Genomic DNA, 17,635 nt, shown 5'->3' on the forward strand with positions numbered 1-17,635 from the left:
ATGACACTGCCCGAAGGAGATAAGGAAAGGGACGATGGTTCTAAACAGGCTAAATCATTATTTCCAATCTATGTAAAAATAATCTTTAGCCGCGCATGTCAGGGCCGACAACTGACTTAGTCAGTCAGGAGAACTTTATGAGCGGTGAACACTTCACGTTAACGATCAGTCAGAGCACCACAGACCCCGGTGACTTTGCCATTCACATGAAAGAAGACGGACAGCCTGAGCAACTGCTGGTTCACCTGCGATTTATGCACTTGCCAATGTTTAACGACACCTATCTTGACGACATCGTCGGAGTCATGGCCCGCAAGCTGGCTAAACGCATTATTGAATGGCGAGTGGCTCCGGATGATAACACCCTGTCCCTCGCAGCTGATGAAGAGCAAGTCAAAGCGGTTGTTGATGAAGTCATTGACCGTATGAAAAAAGCGGATTGATTTAAGGCACAGGTTTTTTCACTGAATCAACCTGTGTAGCTTTAATACGGCAAGAGTATCTCGCAAACAGTCTGTAAGACCTTTCCCTAATTCCTCGTGATGTGCGTATAGGCGGCTGATCAAACAAGCATTATGTTGTCGTTCTTTTGTTAAACTCCGGGTGCCTTCTTGTATGGACATGACACGATTCGTCAATACCTTTGGACGCTATTTGCGTGCGAAGTACGGTGAGAAAGTCCACAAAATTTCAGTTAATGCTTCTTTCACCTGTCCAAACCGTGATGGCACAAAGGGAATCGGTGGCTGTACGTTTTGCAATAATGCTTCATTCAGCCCTGACACCACCAATGCGGGTGACATTACTGCCCAGATTCAATCCGCAAAAGAGAAGGTTTCCAAACGCACTGGAGCGGGTAAGTTCATTGCTTACTTTCAGTCATACAGCAACACCTACGGTTCCGTAGAAGACCTTCGTCGTTATTATGACGAAGCCTTGTCTGATCCGGATGTCATTGGTCTGGCCGTTGGCACTCGCCCGGACTGTGTACCCGATCCGGTACTGGCACTATTGAAAGAGTATCAGGACAAAGGTTATGAAGTCTGGCTGGAACTGGGTCTGCAATCCACTTTTGATGCTTCATTGATAGCTGTTAACCGGGGACATGGATTGGCCGAATATGAAGATGCTGTAAAACGAGCCAAAAGCTTTGGTTTGAAAATCTGTACTCATCTGATTATGGGGCTGCCTGGAGAGGCACCGGAAGATACCTTGACCAGCTTTGACCGGGTGGTTGCACTGGGCGTTGATGCCATCAAGGTTCACCCCCTGCACATTGTTAAGGGAACGCAGCTGGCCCGGGACTGGAAGCATGGCCGGGTAAAAGAGATGACCATGGACGAGTACACGAATGTTATGGCAGAAGTCATTCGTCGCGCACCAGAGCACTTGCTGTTTCATCGCCTGACCGGGTCTGGAGAGCGGCAATATCTGCTGTCACCGGAATGGGCAATGAAGAAGTGGGATATCCTTGGAATGATTTACAGGAAGCTTGAGGGCGCTTGTGAGATAGGCAATAGAGTCAGTAAATAGTGCAATATAGTTGGTGAATAGTGCATTAAGTCGGTAAATAGTGCAATAAAGTCGATAAATGACTTGTTGAAATTAAACTACACTGCTTGGTAGGTTACCTATCAGGTAGTGTATTTGTTATGCCAAAAAAGGTTAATAAGTTTTCTCCTTATTCCAGAAGCGAGAAACAATTGCAGCGCTGGATAAAAGAGGAAAAGCGTGGAACAGGACATGGAAGGGATTATATCCCTGGTCTTAACACGAATGAGATCCCCTCAGCAAAAGAGGATAATTTTAAGGCTCGAGTATCAGGCATCAAATCTTTAGGCCGGGATGTGCAGCTTGGGTCGCATACAGAACACAAGATTTTTCGACCATTTGATCTGGCAAAAAATGTTGTAGAAATCCGGGAACAATTTCCACTTAAACGCGAAAAAACGTTGGCAATCGCAGAAAAATTGAAAATCAATCATCCAAGCGAACTGGACTACAACACAAATAAACCTTTTGCTATTGAAATGACAACGGACTTATTGGTCACAATGATTGATGAAGATAGTCGTAAGTTTGATATTGCTGTTTCAGTAAAACCTGCCCACAAACTTCTGAATAAAAGAGTTCTTGAGAAACAGAAAATCGAATACGTGTATTGGCTTTTGAAAGGTGTTCCATTTTTTATTATTACTGATCTTTCATTAGATGTAGGCATCGATAACAACTTGGAGCTTATTCATCAAAATTATTGCTCAGCTACCCAAAATCATCTTTCGTTACCGGAAAATACCAATATAGGACTAATTGAGCAGCATATTATTAGTGGAATAAGAAATACTAGCGAAGATCTAACTATTTCAGAGTTGTGCAAGAAAATAAATGATTCTCATGGTTGTGCTCCAGGTGTTGCTTTGACAATTTTTTTTAGAATGATTGCTGTAAGAATTATCGATGTAGATATGACTAAGTTATCGACAGGACCATTAACTGAAATTTCTGCACTGAAAAAATACTTAGGTTAGAGGTTAGTGCTATGGCAGAACAAATTGTTGTATATGAAAACAATTTAATAGGTAAGGTTAAAGAGAAAGACCCAAATTCAGATCAGGTTACAGTTGAAGAGTTTGAAGCTATCTTTCGAGTATTGTGGAGGGATGATAAAAAGTTATACTGGATAAATATTGCAGACAGTAGCTTTCCTGTGGAAATGGATGTTGAATATGTAAAAGCGAAAATAAAATCTGATTATTACAGGTTTGTAAAATTTGATCCGTGGATTAGAGAAATAAATATCAGTGTTGACACAAAGGTTGATACTGTTGATGTTGCAAATAAAAAAAACAAGATACGGAAGTTGAGAGATGATAGGTTTAAACTAATTGAGCCTTATATTAAGAATGAACCATTGATTTATACGGAAGAAGGTAGGAGTTCTGCCTATAAAGATTCTAAATCATCCCCTAAGCAGTTGATTAAATGCTTTAAGCTTTATTGGAAGAGAGGTAAGAATCTTCAATCATTATTACCTGATTTTAATTTGTGCGGAATTGAAAAGAATAAATATAAAAAGAAAAAGAAAAGAGGCCCCGGATATAAAAATAAGGATATTACTGGGATAAGTTTGGATGAAGAAGATTATAAAATATTCAATACGTTCATTGCTGATCATATTGTTGATAAAGGTAAAGGGGTTGCTTTTACTTATGGTTTAATGAAAGAGCGGGAGTATACCTACAAGGAAATACTTGATGAGAATGATAGAATTGTCAGAGTGAAAATAGGTGACGATGATAGACCATCACTGGATCAATTTAAAAAGTATTACTACAAAAAGCGAGATGCTGAAAATAGAGAAGAAGATAAGATAGGCAAAAAAAGCACTAAGATGAATCGAAGGGCGAAAACAGGAGCTATTTCTGCAAGAGGTCCAGGGTATAACTTTGTAATTGATGCCACAGTCATCGATTATTACGTCCGGTCACACTATCCCCCATACAACCTTATAGGCCAACCAGTTTTTTATATCATTATTGATGTTTATACACGGTTTATCGTTGGTTGGTATATGGGTTTGGGGCAACCCTCTGGAGAATCGGCCATTATGGCTTTGGTGAGCATGGCATCGGATAAAAGGACACTCCTGGAGCAATTAGGTTTTGATGAAGATGATCATATCGAAGAACTTTGCATAATACGTGGTGTACCTAAGGTATTAACCATCGATCAGGCTGAGTTAAGAAAGAATTTGACGGTTAACATGACAAAAAATTTAGGAGTTACTATATCTGAGGTCACAGCAAAAAGACCAGACTGGAAGGGAATTGTCGAAACAAGATTCAATATTCTGCAAAATTGGGAGGAAATGTACGATCCATCGAGGGGAAGTTATAACAAGAAAAAATATGGTGACCCTGATATGAGATTGAAAGCGATTAAGACTTTTGATGAAATTTATTTGGACTTTATAAGGTTGATTATGATGCATAACCAACTTTCAATAAAAAATCCATTTGTTTTAAATAATCTTGCTGTAATGGATGGAGTCTCACCTCGACCATATGATTTATTTCGACATGGAGTTGAGTCAGTAAGTGGATATGTTAGAGCCTATCCAGAAGATATTGTAAAGCTAAACTTATTGCCAAGAGATAACGCAACAGTTACAGACAGAGGCATTAAATACAAAGGACTTTTTTATACACCGCTAATGGATAGTTGGGAACAACTATTGGTATCTTCAAAGCCAAGAAAGCAGGCGAAACGAAAACCCGATAATAAAATTGAAATTTGCTTAGACAAAAGGAATATTGATTATATATACATGCCTGCTGAAAATGGGATGTCGTATGTGAAATGCGTTATTCAGGAAAGATGTTTAAGGGAAGTGCAACCTATTCTAGAAGAGGGTATTTCAGATAAACGCTCAAACTCCATATCTGGCCTCACCCGATTTGAATGGGATGATTTTTTAGATGTCTATGCATCTAATAAAGTTTCTGAAAAAGATCAGGATGACAAAATACTTGAAAAGTATGACGCCATTCTCACTAAGAGTGCAGAAAAATCTGCAGAACAAACAAAAAATTTAACCAGACACTCATCAAACCGTGAGTTTGTTACTGGGGCAAAGGATCGGAAAAAACAATTAGCTGAAGAGCAGTCAAAAGCAAATGCTTTTGTACTTGAAGACCCTGAAAATACTTCAGTAACCCATGAAATCGAAGAAGATGAAGACTTCGAAATCGACTACTCCCAACACATATCAGCCCAAATGAAGAAGCACTCCAACCCGGATGAAGATAATGAGTAAGCTCTCCGTAAAACGCGATAAGTACGATATACCCCCTCAGTACCTCCATTTTGAAGCCGCGAAGTCGGGCATTATTAAGGAAGATAAGTACTATACCCTGTCTTCGGGCGAGCAGGCTGTAATAGCTCAATACAACGACTATTCAGACTTCAGTCCATACTACACGACACCTTATGTTAGTGCCTTACCTCCGATTCTTGATGATTGGCAGTTTGCAGAGCTGGCGACCTATTACCCACCTGTTTTTACGGATGCTGAATGCTCGTTGAAGCCTACGAAAAAATATTACAGGGCTCGCAGCATTGCCTACATGTTTCACCCAACCAATGCCCATTTCAAACTCTTCCGGGCGGTTGATGAGGCACTTAGGGAACGGTATGCAGAAAAAGTTCACGCGGGCCAGGTGAACAACGATCAGGGAGGGATATCAATTTACGGCATTTCCGGAATGGGAAAGACCGTTGCAATCAACATAATCCTTTCCTATTTCCCGCAGGTTATTGTCCATCCGGAAAAAAATAACGAGCTACAGGTTAACTGGCTGAAAATTACATGCCCACACCGTGGGGGAGATACAGCGCTGTGTAATGATGTGCTTGCTGCTGCAGATAAACTGCTTGGAACAAACTACAAGGATGATTTCAAAAAAGCTCTTGGTAATCAGGGCGATTTGTCCATCAGCACCTACATTGATCGTGTTAAAAAGCTGATTGAGGAAATTAATCTCGGAATACTGGTCATCGACGAAATCCAGTTTCTTGCCAAGTCAGCAGACAAAGATGAAATCATTAAATTCTTGATCAAGCTTCGTGTGGACCTTGGTATCCCGGTAATTTACGTAGGCACCTTTGAATTGGAAGGCGTTTACGATGATTTGCCCATGGCCTATGTCCGGAAAGGCTCAAGCCTTGGCGATGAATACTTTGAACCATTTGAGCTGACAAAAACCGGAAAGATTCCACAAGGCTTTCATGACCTGATAAATTTTCTGTTTGAGCAGTACCAGATTACTAACTCAAAAACAGCTTTCTCTGAAGGACTGTCCAAGGTTTTCTATCAGGAAACCGGTGGCATTTTATTCGTTATCATTAACCTGTTCATCCTGATCCAGCAGAATATCAACAAACAGGAAGAGCAAGGTAAGAAAAATCCGAAAATAACGAAAAAGCGGATTGAAGATACAGCAACGTCCTGCTTTAGGCAGCTCAAACCCTATATCCAGGCGCTGGTTACAGGAGATAAAGAGCGGCTCAAGACGATGAAAGACATCGATGTCTCCAAATATCGCATGAGAGACCTGTCAGAGAAGTACAAGCCCAGTGCAGACATTGAAAGAAGGGTTTCGGACATTCAGCGCCGTCATGGTCTTGAAGGGCAGCTAACAGCTATCCTTCGTCAATCCAATGTGCCTGAAAAAGAGACAGCCCAAATTACTAAAGTGATTCTCGACAGCTACAACGGCGAACCACAGCATGAGCTGGTCATAAAGGCGCTGCAAATGTACGAGGAAATGCAGAAGAAGCCAGACAAACCTCTTCAGCTCTCACCACAAATAGAGCGGGCTCAGATTGATCTACCAAAGGATGCTCTGGAAAAATTCGATGCCTTTGCTGCTGAAGTGCTGAAGAAAAAAGATCCGGGGCTTGTACCGGATATCTTACTGAAACACGGTTTGGGATATGATCTGGTAAAAGAGCTCGACCTATAACTTGCACATTATTTAAACCAGAGCAGGAGCTCGACACAATCAAGGATGATTATCAAATTTCCGGAACCCTTTCCAGACGAGACATTCTATAGCTGGATAGCCCGTTATCACGATCATTCGGCGAACGGGCTTTATAAGTTCACAGCTTATCGCCTTTATGGTGAATCGCCCTCATGCGCGATTTATGGCCTACCCAGCGGTTTGAAACCGTTTTGCGAGAACTTACGTCCGCTTATTATCTACTGTCCGGAAGAGATTATTGATAGCCACACCATCCTGCCATATTTCTCATCGGCTGTTATCAAGCAGCGGATAGACAAAGCCAGAACCAAAATGCTGCAACCCAGTAACACAGGTATTCATGGTCAGCTTGGAAGCCTTACCAGCCTGGTTAAAAATTTTCGCTACCTGCGCTATTGTCCGGTCTGCCTTGATGACGATGAAAAGCATATGGGAGAACCTTACTGGCATAGAAGTCATCAGCTCCCGGGTGTTTTGGTTTGCCCGTTTCATGGGGTGCCAACGCTCAACGCCACTGTAGACAAACAGAGCCACAAGCATTTGCACTACGCTTCTGCCAGACAGCATGCCCGGGCGCATCTCAGGCAAAAAAAGATCCAGCCTGACAACAAATTATTATCAATAGCCAGAGCCAGCAGTGATCTGTTAAAAGGCTACAAAACTTTGATGTCCGGTCGGGCGTACCGGGAGGAGTTGCTTAAGAAAGGCTTTAACCAGGGGCGTTTTATTAATCAGGATAAACTTTATCGTCACTTCCTTGCCTACTGGTCGCCACAGCTTCTGAAGGATGTCGGAGCTTATCCTGATCCGGATAAATATCATTGGTTAAGGCGGATAGGCAGACACACAGAAAACGCATCACAACTGCATCCACTATACCATGTGCTAATGACAGAATTTCTTGATCATCTGGAACAAGCGACTGCCATCGTCAATATTAAGCCAGAGCTGAAAGAATCCTATCCATGCCCAAACCCTTTCTGTAATGATCCTGCTCCATGCAGCGCCAGACTGGATCGAACGCATAGACGACAAAAGAACGGCCCTCTGCATGGCACCATAACGTGCACCTGTGGATACAGTTATTCCTGCAATCTTGAAGCAGAAAAGCACTATAAAGAACATGTAATTAGCTATGGCTCTGTGTGGAAAAATAAATTTATTGGATATATACAGGCGGGGTATACCATCCCGCAAATGATCGAAGCTATGTCTGTGTCCCGGGGTGTTATCCTGCGTAAAGTGACAGAGTTTAAGCTCAATCCGGACTGGCAGGTAAAAATGCCAACAAGATTAGAGTCCGATCAGCGTATTAAGGATCGCATTAAAACCGAACGAAAACACTTCAGGGAATACAGAAAGCGCTACCCCCGGCAGTCGAGATCACAAATAAAAGAAGGAATGAGAGCCGGGTATAAATTTCTCGACAGGCAGGACAAAGAATGGTTACTCAAGCATTTGCCATCTGTTAAGCAACCCAGGCCCAGAAAGGAATTACTCAACTGGAAGAAGCGTGACAGAGACTACCTCCAACAGGTTAAGTCCATTGTTAAAGAGCTGCTCTCCCAACCGGGAAAACCGATCAGAATAACGCCGAACACAATCAGTAAAATCATGGGCAGGCGTAACCTGTTCTCAAAGGTATCGTTCACAAAAATACCAAGAACAGCGGCCTTTCTGGAAGAAGCCTGTAATCCGGAGCCCTATTTTCAGCGACGATTCCAATGGGCAAAGGAGCAGCTCATCAAAAACGGTCAAACCATCACTCGCAGCAACCTCATCTACGCGGCCTGCCTTGGCTATAATCTTTCAGCGAGCCAGGAATCCATGATTCAGGAGTTGCTGGAAGCCAACCATGAAACGCCGTATACACTCCCGGAAAATAAAACCCCTTAAGCTGGAGCTGCCATCAGAAATTAGTTCCAAAAAACTGACGTTCATTGCTTACGGAAATATTGTCAATGTCGAGAAAAAGGCAATGCTCTGGTGCTTATTCTGTGATGAAGACAAAAAATTACACGAAAGCCTCCAGCCCTTGTCCATCATGCCTTACTTCACGCTGGGCAGATGTTTTAACAACAGTTTCCTGATCAACAGCACCACAGCCCCAACGTTTTATCACGCCAGCGTCAGCAAAGATAAAACCAGCCTGACAGAATTGCCCCGTAGATTGTTGCAGACTGACTTCACACAGTTTCAGGGGCAATACCATAAGCAGTACTGCGTCAAAGTCCGTAACAAATCAATCCAGCTGGTCGATGTCATGCTGCGAACCTTCTGCCCCGATCCGGAGTTTGGCAAAGTCGCTTTAACCCTGCTGTCCAAGTCGTTTATCTTCAAAAACGTCCGGCAGGATAACAACCATCTGTATATTGAGCTGGACGGAGTATTTTCATTCCGCATCACCACGGCCGTAGCAAGGCAGCTTGCCCTGATGGCTACATGTGAAGAGTACCGCCACTGGCACACAGGCATAGCCTTCAGTGCCGGAGAAGCACTGACTTGTGATGAGGGCATGCCCTGGCGGTGTAAGCTTCCGGACTTCCCTTTAAAAGTAACGTATTCGCCACTGGACTCCTCCGGTGTCAGTCCGTTTTACCGGGTTGCCAGCGTTCGACCGCAGCTGGCATTGCCCGGAAAAGTGACGGTTTATCTCAAAGACAAATCAGAAGTCTTCAGCATACGGTGAGAGCCAATACCCCAGATAAAACGGCAGTGATTAACGGGATTTGGGCTTTTGGGTGCTGTTCAGTTCGATACCACGAGCACAGGCCACCTGATAAACCTCCTGGATATAGCGCTCACGGTTTTCGGCACTATTAGCGAGCTGGTTAGCTTTTAGCCAGCGACGTAAAGGCTCGGGGCGGATGATGACCTTGATGAACGTCTGCTTTTGTTTATTGCAGCGGTCTTCCATCGCTTTGGCATCGTCCTGCCACTGTTCCCAGCTTTTGTTGACTTCCGGAGAATCGTCACCAACGGAGGTGGCTTCATATTCCTTTTTATTGCGATACCAGGAGTACAGAATCGTGGCGTTCTGCATCCGCAGGATATCGGCATAGACCAGGCGCAAAGGGATAAAGAGGGGTAACAGCAGCAGTTGCAGGACTCTTCGGATCATCGGTACTTCCTTGATGCCCCACGGATGGGGCGGTGTGCGGTTCAGGGGTTATAGCTTGCCTGCAAAGGCTTTTTGGCTGAGGGAGTTGAATAAACTTTCTGTAATACAAATCCCTTTTTTTTGCCTTTTTTTCGCAAGAATGAGTTTATTCATCTTTTCCAAAAACTCTTTTTGCTTTTCTAATGGTGGGATAGGTAACGCTAGATCTTTCATTTTACCCACATTCACAATTCCCATGGTTCCACCATGAGACATGTGTTGAATTTTTGCCATCGCACCATCAGTTTGCAGTAGGTATTTTAGAAATTTCGGAACAATGACATTTTTGTCAGGAGTTATCTTCATTAATCGTGGGTTAATAATTCCGGGTTCAAAGTTGACTGGAACAATACTAATCTTGCCAAATGTGCCGACAAGGCTGATTAGAAGATCATCCACTGCGATCTTGCAGTTTTCCAGAGATTTGAACTTATCTTTATCAATGTAGTAATCACCATAGCTCAAGTCATCTCTGATAACTTGTTCTTGCCCATATATTTTGAAGCCAGATGGTACATAATCCTCTTTCTTAAGAGCAGACCCAAAAGGACCTGCTTTGATTGAGTATTTATCTGAAGAAGCAAGATTCTCAACTCTTCTCACTTCCCACCCCTTCGGATTAGTCACCGGATCACCAAACATATCCAGAAACACGCTGCGGAGGAATTCGTCGGCGAGGCCGATGGCCTGCTGGCGTTTCTGGCGCAGTTGGTCGGCTTTATCCAGAATGGCGGCGATGCGTTTTTGTTCGGGGAGTGGGGGAATGGGTATTTTGAGTGACTCGAAGTTACTTTTGTTGATAATCGCCACAGTTGTAGATGGAGCCAAAGCTTCAAGCTGAGGCTTTAATCTGGCTAACGCATAAAAACCGTAATTAGTATCAACTTTTTCTTTGTCGAAAATAACAGTATTAATTTGTTGATTGGTTGCCAGTTCTCGACCAGCAATACCAATTTTCCCAAGAGAGCCTATACAGCAAACCATTACAGCACCTTCTGGTACTAGCTTGATTTGAGCAGCTCCTTCTTCTGTAAGGGTTTGGTTGGCAGATACAACCAACTTATCTTTATCCAACTCAGCAGGTGTGACAAAAGGAATATCTCCACCAAAGTACCCTTCTACTTTCTTTGATGGAGTTTTGCCCGTAACTACTTTTGCAACATTTTTGATTGCAACCAAAGGCCAACTCACAACATCCCCTCCAACTCACCCAATTCCTTCTGAATCTCCACTTCCAGCGCCTTCAGCCGCCCCAGAATCTCTTTCGGCGGATCGTACACTTCTTCCTCATACACCACTTCCTTGTAGCGGTTAATGGACAGGTCGTATTTATTGGCTTTCAAATCCGCCTTGGGCACGACAAATGCCTTCTGTGTGCGATCAGCCCAGTCCGTCATTGGTGCAACGTCGTTTAACTGATCCTTGAGCTTATGCCCCATAAACTCATCCACAGGCAGGTTCTTACTTTTGCGATACTGCTTCCAGCTGGCCATCAGATGCGGCAGGTCGTTTTTGTCGATGGGATTACGCTTGTCATCCAGACTAAAACCGTCGTTTTCCAGATCGTAGAACCAAACGTTGTCGGTTTCACCACCCTTGGTGAAAACCAGAATCGCTGTCGCCACACCCGCATAGGGTTTGAAGACGCCGGACGGCAGGTTAACCACGGCTTCCAGCTGGTTATCTTCCACCAACGTTTTACGCAGGCTCTGGTGCGCCTTGCTGGAACCGAACAGTACGCCCTGGGGTACAACCGTGGCACTGCGTCCGCCGACTTTCAGCATTTGCAGGATACGGGCGCAGAACAGCAGTTCGGTCTTTTTGGTTTTCACCCTCTTCAGAATGGCGGGGTCGATATCTTCTTCGTCCAGGCTGCCGGTGAACGGCGGGTTGGCAAGAATCAGGTGGAAAGCGTCGTGTGAAGCTTCCGGGTATTTGTCGCTGAAACTCTGGCTCATGGTGTCCTGATAGTGAATATCCGGCTCATCCACGCCGTGCATAATCAGGTTCATGGCGGCAATGCGCAGCATGGTGGAATCAAAGTCGTAGCCGTGGAACATATCGAAATCCACATGCTGACGGTATTCGTTGAGCAGATCACCCGAGAAGATTTTCTGCTGTTCCAGCTCGCCCTTTTCATTGGTGACGGTTTCGGTGTGAATGCTGTCGAGGGAGCTGTATTTTTCCAGCAGGTATTCGTAGGTGGTGGACAGAAAGCCGCCAGTGCCACAGGCCGGGTCACAAATGCGTTCGCCACGGGCAGGGTTGGGTTCCATCATTTCCACCATGGCACGAATAATATGCCGTGGGGTGCGGAACTGGCCGTTGATGCCCGCCGTGGTGAGTTTACTCAGCAGGTATTCGTACAGGTCGCCCTTGGTGTCGCCCCGGTCCAGCGGAAGGTTCTTAATCATCTCCACCGCTTTGACCAGCAAGTTCGGCTTGATGATTTCCAACCGGGCATCTTTCATAAATTCGCCCAAAAGCGTGCCTTCATCGCTCAGGCTTCTGAAATGCAAAAACACTTCATCCCGCACAATTTCCATCATTTCATCGGCACTGAGATTGCAGTAACGGTTGAACCGGCAATCCTGCTGATGCGCCTTGAAACGGGGTTTGAAATCGACACCGGCCAGCGCCTTTTTTTGCTCGTCCTTGCTTTCCATGGTGTCGAGCATTCGGGAGTACATCAAGTAGGTGATCTGTTCAATCACCGTCAGCGGGTTGGTGATGCCGCCGACCCAGAACTCTTCCCAGAGTTTGTCGATTTGGCTTTTGAGAGTGCCTGTGATCATTAATGACTTCCAAAATACTGAGAAATAATGGTGGGGGATTATACCTGTATCAGAGCAGGTTATTTGATTTTTTAGGGTGAGGTTTACGCTATCAGCCAGTGCCTGGAGTGGTGACCTGCATATTCATTGGTATGGGTCATAGTGAGCAAGGGGGAATAGTGGTTCAATAGCTTTCAACCATAACTGGAGGGGTTTATGGAGCTTTACTCAACAACACGAGACCTGACGAAAGAGTTTGAAATCAATCAGTTTGACCAGCTGTTTTCAGATCTGGGCGGAAAGCTGAGAAGGATACTGGCGATATCGGCTTATTATGACTCTGATTCTATAAGCAGCCTTTTTGAGTTCATCCTTTCGCATGGTCATAAAAAAGCACAAAAAGAGTTGATCATCATTGTTGATAAGGGTGCCTCAAACATTGAGGAGCTTAAGAAATGGGATCGGCGCATTGCTCATAGTGCCTGTTTTACTGACCTTTCAGGCGTATATGTTGCCTGTACATCCGGAGGTATTTTTCACAGTAAAGGCTACCTTGCAAAAACCAGTAAGTACGGGGAATTTTATATCGGTTCAATGAACCTGACCAACAAGGGTATTTCAGGTAATGAAGAGTTGGTTATAGAAGGTTCTTACACAATTGGGAGTCGCGAGCATTCAGCCTATATTGCCGAGCGCTTTGATGAGTATGTTGATTACCTTATCGAGAGTAAATCCCAGCGGGTGCGGGATGTTCAGCATTCATCCTCAAAAGAAGCGGATGATATTCGCAGCTTGTTTTTAGATGGTCGTATATTTTATGAATCCAATGAGCAGAACCCTTTTCGGTTCAATCTGCAGTTGCCTGATGAATTGCTAAAAGCTGAGTCGCCATTGAACCAATTGTTGGAAAGCAAAACCTCAAACTCATTAAATATTTCGGCTCTGATAGCTGACCTGCAATACGGTTTAGGCTATGAATTGCCTCAGAGAAATAACAGCAAGGCAATGTGGAAGCGATACTGTATACAAACCTGTTATGGGTACTGGTGCCCAAGCGAGTATCAAGCTGACTTGCAGGTAGAGCTGAATAAAAAAATATCAGCTAATCAGCCCTATTATAAAGCTCTGTATACGCTGGTTACTGAGTACTCAGCTCCTTTGTACGAGAAGCTTAAAGCTTTAATATCGAGCTTGGCGGGTTCATTAGATCATCGTCATGGTCAAGTGGACTGGGTTTATCTGGATAAGAATAAACTGGATGATGCGTGGAAGCGCTGGTTAGAGAATATCCATGCAAAGTTTCAGGTTTCAGGTTATCTCGACAGACTTTCATGTGGTATCAAGAATGTCGCAACACCTGATGTATGGGGTAATCCAAACTCAGTTAAAGACTTTGAAACCAGTATTTTCGAGTCGGTAATCTATGAACTGGCTAAGGCGGGCACAAAAACAACTCGCAATGAACCTGCTTATGCTTTTTCTGTCGAGCTTGATATTGATCGGGAAAGTACGGCGGATGAACTTAGAGCAAAGCTGACCCAGTTTTTAAGTAAAAACAATCGTTCTATTTTTATTGATGAAGAGGAAAACTGATTTTTCATAAACATCTATATCACGCTCTGATTGGAATGTTCTTCAATCAGAGCGTGAATTACCTTTAGATAGCAGGCTCACCTGTGTTTACTGCAAAGCTATCGACAATCTCCTTAATCGCCATCACCTGCGTCATATCCGTAAACACGCCGGTAATGCCTTCTCCATGGATGCGGGTAAACGGTTGCTCAAACAGCTGCTTCATTTCCACGGTGCCAAAATCACGGATATGGTTTTTGAGCATGTCGAGAAAACGTAGCTGCTGGCTTGTCAGGTGATGGGTAGCGGCAAACTCTGCAAAGCGTGCGGCAACCGCGTTGCTGTCCATGCCCACCATGGTGCGCAGAATCTGATCCAGTCCGGCTGTTGCTGCCGGATAGAACTCTTTCAGTACTTTGATATCCACATTCGGATTCTGGATCAGAACCAGTTTTGTTAGTTCATCCAACTCCAGTTCGGTAACGGATTCGCCATTGCGAATTTTGACCAATACCGGGCTGCTGGTGAACAGTGGTTCCAGTGCGCCCTGAACTTGCTGACGGTAAAGCTTGAAGTCTACCGACTTGATTTTGCTTTCCTGTGTGGCTGACTTAATCAGGCTGCTGTCTTCGGTGATATCGGTATAGACCGGAGGATCAGCCGGAGGCGTGGTGCCTTTTTCCATCAGGTGCATAATGCCCCGGAGTTTTTTGCGGGCATTTTCCAGTTCTCCAAAGCTGGCGTTTTGCCACCAGTCAGGTTCCCGCAGGGTATTAATCAGGTCGCCATGCTGCTGTACCTGTGCCAGATGCGGCGGCAAGGCATTCAGCCTGGTAATAACATTGGCGGCAATGGAGGCTGTCTTATCCTTGCTGGTGTAAAGGGTGGTCTGGGCAGCGATGATATCCATATCAAAACGAATGGCGTCGCCCTGTCCACGTACGTCCTGCCACTGCATTAGCGGTGCAATGTCGTCCATTAACCGTTGCTGGGTTTGTGGAGCGAACTGTTCCAGAAGTTTCCTGTCGCTGAGCCTGGCCCGGCTCTGCCATTTTTCCTGAACAGCAATGGAGTTTTCATCCAGTGCTTCTATCTGGTTAAGCAGCTGTTCTGCAACGCTGCTGACAGTACTTTTCTCAAACTTTTTCTGGGCAACCTTTGCCAGCTCAACCCAGGCTTCCAGTCGTTTTTGTGCAAGGGGTTTGGAGGGTGTCTGCTCGACATCTTCCGGTTCCATTCCGAAATAATCGAAGTTGGCCCAGTGGTCGAAGATCAGGAATTTTTTCTTATCCTTACCGGGACCGTTAAGGTCTTTGCACAGGCGGGTCCCCCGACCAATCATCTGCCAGAATTTCACTTTGGATTTTACGGGTTTGGCAAATACCAGGTTAACCACTTCCGGCACGTCGATACCGGTGTCCAGCATATCTACGGAGATGGCGATGGTGAGTTCATCGTTGGTTGAATTCTTTCCATCAAGAGTACCGCCTTTAAAATCATCAATCAGCTGTTCAGCCCTTGGATCGTAATTATCAATGACCTGGCAGAACTTGCCGGAGAACTGCGGATACATTTCATCAAACAACTGTTGCAGCAACACCGCATGGTTATGGTTACGGGCGAATACAATGCTCTTGCCGGGGAGCTGGTCGTCTTTATCCCTCAGACCGTTTTCCATCAGGTTGCGGATAATGGCGCGGTTGGTGTCCTTGTTGTAGATCGCCTTGTCGACCGATTTGGCATCAAATTCCAGTGTATTCGGGTCGATGCCCTGTTCTTCCAGCTCGGCAATTTGCTCATCGGAAAGGTTGTCTTTTTTAATGCCTTCCCGCAGAAACTGGGTGGTATGGGCAACCACTTCAAAAGGCACCAGGTTGTCGTCGGCAATGGCATCTTCCAGCGTGTAGTTAGCTGTAGGAATGCGACCTTCACAGCTGAACAGACCAAAGGTGGTTCGGCTGACCATATCGACCGGTGTTGCGGTCAGGCCGATTTGCAGGGCATCGAAGTATTTGAACAGGTCACCGTACACGTTGTAGATGGAACGGTGGGATTCGTCGGCAATGATCAGGTCAAAATAGCCCACATCGAACTGATCCATGATGTTCATCATGCCCGGGTAAGTGGCAATAAAAATGCGTGAGTTATCCTGATATTTCTTATCGGACTTGCCCACCACGTAGATCGGATCGTTAATAAATTCGTTGTAAGCGTTGCGAGCCTGTTTGCGCAGCTCTTTTCGGTCACAGAGAAACAGCACCCGTTTAGCCCAGCGGGCATCCAGCAGGAGTTTGGTCAGGGCAATAGCGACCCGGGTTTTACCTGTACCCGTTGCCTGTACGACCAGTGACTTGCGATGTTTTTCAGTGAAGCGTTCTGCTACGCGAGTGATGGTTTCAATCTGGTAGAGTCGTCCGGCAATATCCGTTGCTTTTGGTACGTCTGCCAGATTCTTTCGGGTAGTGCGCTGCTGCATCAGGTATTGCAGGCTTTCCCTGCTGTAGAAACCAAACAGCTTGCGAGGCGGGTAGCCGGTGCTGCTCTTATTTGAAGAGTCGTCGTCCCAGAGGTAGATGTCATAACCATTGGTATAAAAAATAACCGGACGCTGGCCATGTTCTTTTTCCAGCCAGTCGGCATACAGTTTGGCCTGAGCCCGGCCTTTTTCTGCATTATGCTGTGTGCTTTTGGCTTCGATAACAGCCAGCGGCTTACCTTTTTCATCCCACAGCACATAGTCAGCATAACCATCACCGGTTTTGGTGGGCTGCTCTTTGACCGGATGTTCCTGGGTGACTTCTTCTGTATTCTGAACATCCCCGGCAACGTCCCAACCCGCAGCAATCAGGCGGGAATCAATTAAACGACGTCGAGTTTCTGCCTCGTTCATTTCAAGAACGTTAGCAACCTGTTCGTTTTGTTTGCGAATGCTTTCAAGCCGCTTCTGGAACTCGTCGGCTTTTTCTTTTTCCTGCTGCAAGTCTCGCAGGATGCTCATTTCCCGCTGTTGCGCCACTTCCAGTTCTTCTTTGGCTTTCTGCAACTGCTCCTGCTGCTTCTTAAGCTGTTGCTTCGTCAGGCTTTGGTCTGCTGCCTGCTCTGTTTTTGGCGGCAGGGTGAAACGGGAAAAATCATCCGCATGACCACCGGCGTAACGCAGATAGAGCCAGGCACCAATAATGTGTGCTTCTTTCAGCAGCCAGCTGGCATCGGCGGCTTTAATCCTGTCTCCATGGGCTGCCCGGTTGCCATGAACACGAATAGCGTCCAGCTTCATCATGATCTGTTCAGGCATGGCACTTTTAAAAGAATGGGAAGATACAAGGTCATAAAGGCTGGAGCGATAGCCTTCCGGCAACCGTTCTGTGCGATAAAGCCAGCGAACAATCAACTCAATATAATTTCGAAGTTTTACCAGACAGCTTTCCGGATCACTGTAAACATAGCTTTCAGCCGTTGCCCCAAGGCTGGCCCATTCCGGCCAGCGGTTGCGGAGCATTTCAAAGTTCAGAGAGTTGTTCATGGATTTCCTGTCTGACGGGCAGAGCGGCACTCTCACTGTGCTGCTGCAGGGAGTACTCATT

Annotated in this window: 12 protein-coding genes; 8 read left to right on the forward strand and 4 right to left on the reverse strand. The window is 45.3% G+C overall.

Going from position 1 to position 17,635, the window contains the following annotated elements; genetic code table 11:
• The first annotated feature begins 137 nt into the window (after positions 1–137).
• The 7 genes from NX722_RS27780 to NX722_RS27810 all read left to right on the forward strand — a co-directional run bounded on the left by NX722_RS27780 (position 138) and on the right by NX722_RS27810 (position 9,234).
• A complete protein-coding gene (locus NX722_RS27780; protein ID WP_262566054.1) occupies positions 138–443 on the forward strand; it encodes a hypothetical protein in 306 nt (101 codons plus the stop codon).
• Between the two features lie 172 nt (positions 444–615).
• Positions 616–1,533: a TIGR01212 family radical SAM protein gene (locus NX722_RS27785; protein WP_262566055.1), complete on the forward strand. Its 918-nt coding sequence runs from the start codon at positions 616–618 to the stop codon at positions 1,531–1,533.
• A gap of 119 nt (positions 1,534–1,652) precedes the next feature.
• Positions 1,653–2,528, forward strand: coding sequence for a TnsA endonuclease N-terminal domain-containing protein (locus NX722_RS27790; RefSeq protein ID WP_262566056.1), 876 nt, complete (start codon positions 1,653–1,655; stop codon positions 2,526–2,528).
• 11 nt (positions 2,529–2,539) lie between these two features.
• On the forward strand, positions 2,540–4,816 hold the full coding sequence (locus NX722_RS27795; RefSeq protein ID WP_262566057.1) for a hypothetical protein: 2,277 nt from the start codon (positions 2,540–2,542) through the stop codon (positions 4,814–4,816).
• Positions 4,809–6,524 carry an ATP-binding protein gene (locus tag NX722_RS27800; protein ID WP_262566058.1) on the forward strand — a complete coding sequence of 572 codons (1,716 nt, stop codon included), beginning with the start codon at positions 4,809–4,811 and terminating at the stop codon, positions 6,522–6,524. The genes NX722_RS27795 and NX722_RS27800 overlap by 8 nt, the downstream gene beginning before the upstream one ends.
• Before the next feature lie 45 nt (positions 6,525–6,569).
• Complete coding sequence (locus NX722_RS27805) at positions 6,570–8,441, forward strand: TnsD family Tn7-like transposition protein (RefSeq protein ID WP_262566059.1); 1,872 nt, start codon at positions 6,570–6,572, stop codon at positions 8,439–8,441.
• Positions 8,401–9,234, forward strand: a complete 834-nt coding sequence (locus NX722_RS27810; protein ID WP_262566060.1) for a hypothetical protein — start codon at positions 8,401–8,403, stop codon at positions 9,232–9,234. The genes NX722_RS27805 and NX722_RS27810 overlap by 41 nt, the downstream gene beginning before the upstream one ends.
• 30 nt (positions 9,235–9,264) lie before the next feature.
• Here the strand turns inward: NX722_RS27810 and NX722_RS27815 are convergent, their stop codons facing one another.
• Genes NX722_RS27815 through NX722_RS27825 form a run of 3 tightly spaced genes read right to left on the reverse strand, consistent with a single transcriptional unit; the run spans position 9,265 to position 12,500 of the window.
• Positions 9,265–9,666 (reverse strand): hypothetical protein, encoded by a 402-nt coding sequence (locus NX722_RS27815; protein WP_262566061.1) that lies wholly within the window; start codon positions 9,664–9,666, stop codon positions 9,265–9,267.
• A 48-nt stretch (positions 9,667–9,714) separates the two neighbouring features.
• Positions 9,715–10,896 (reverse strand): restriction endonuclease subunit S, encoded by a 1,182-nt coding sequence (locus NX722_RS27820; protein ID WP_262566062.1) that lies wholly within the window; start codon positions 10,894–10,896, stop codon positions 9,715–9,717.
• On the reverse strand, positions 10,893–12,500 hold the full coding sequence (locus tag NX722_RS27825) for a type I restriction-modification system subunit M (protein WP_262566063.1): 1,608 nt from the start codon (positions 12,498–12,500) through the stop codon (positions 10,893–10,895). The genes NX722_RS27820 and NX722_RS27825 overlap by 4 nt, the downstream gene beginning before the upstream one ends.
• Before the next feature lie 384 nt (positions 12,501–12,884).
• Here NX722_RS27825 and NX722_RS27830 point away from each other — a divergent pair, with 384 nt between their 5' ends.
• Positions 12,885–14,072: a phospholipase D-like domain-containing protein gene (locus tag NX722_RS27830; protein WP_262566064.1), complete on the forward strand. Its 1,188-nt coding sequence runs from the start codon at positions 12,885–12,887 to the stop codon at positions 14,070–14,072.
• A 64-nt stretch (positions 14,073–14,136) separates the two neighbouring features.
• Here NX722_RS27830 and NX722_RS27835 read toward each other — a convergent pair whose 3' ends face one another.
• On the reverse strand, positions 14,137–17,574 hold the full coding sequence (locus NX722_RS27835; RefSeq protein ID WP_262566065.1) for a DEAD/DEAH box helicase family protein: 3,438 nt from the start codon (positions 17,572–17,574) through the stop codon (positions 14,137–14,139).
• Between the last annotated feature and the right edge of the window lie 61 nt (positions 17,575–17,635).

The organism is Endozoicomonas gorgoniicola (assembly GCF_025562715.2).
Taxonomy (GTDB): Bacteria; Pseudomonadota; Gammaproteobacteria; order Pseudomonadales; family Endozoicomonadaceae; genus Endozoicomonas_A; species Endozoicomonas_A gorgoniicola.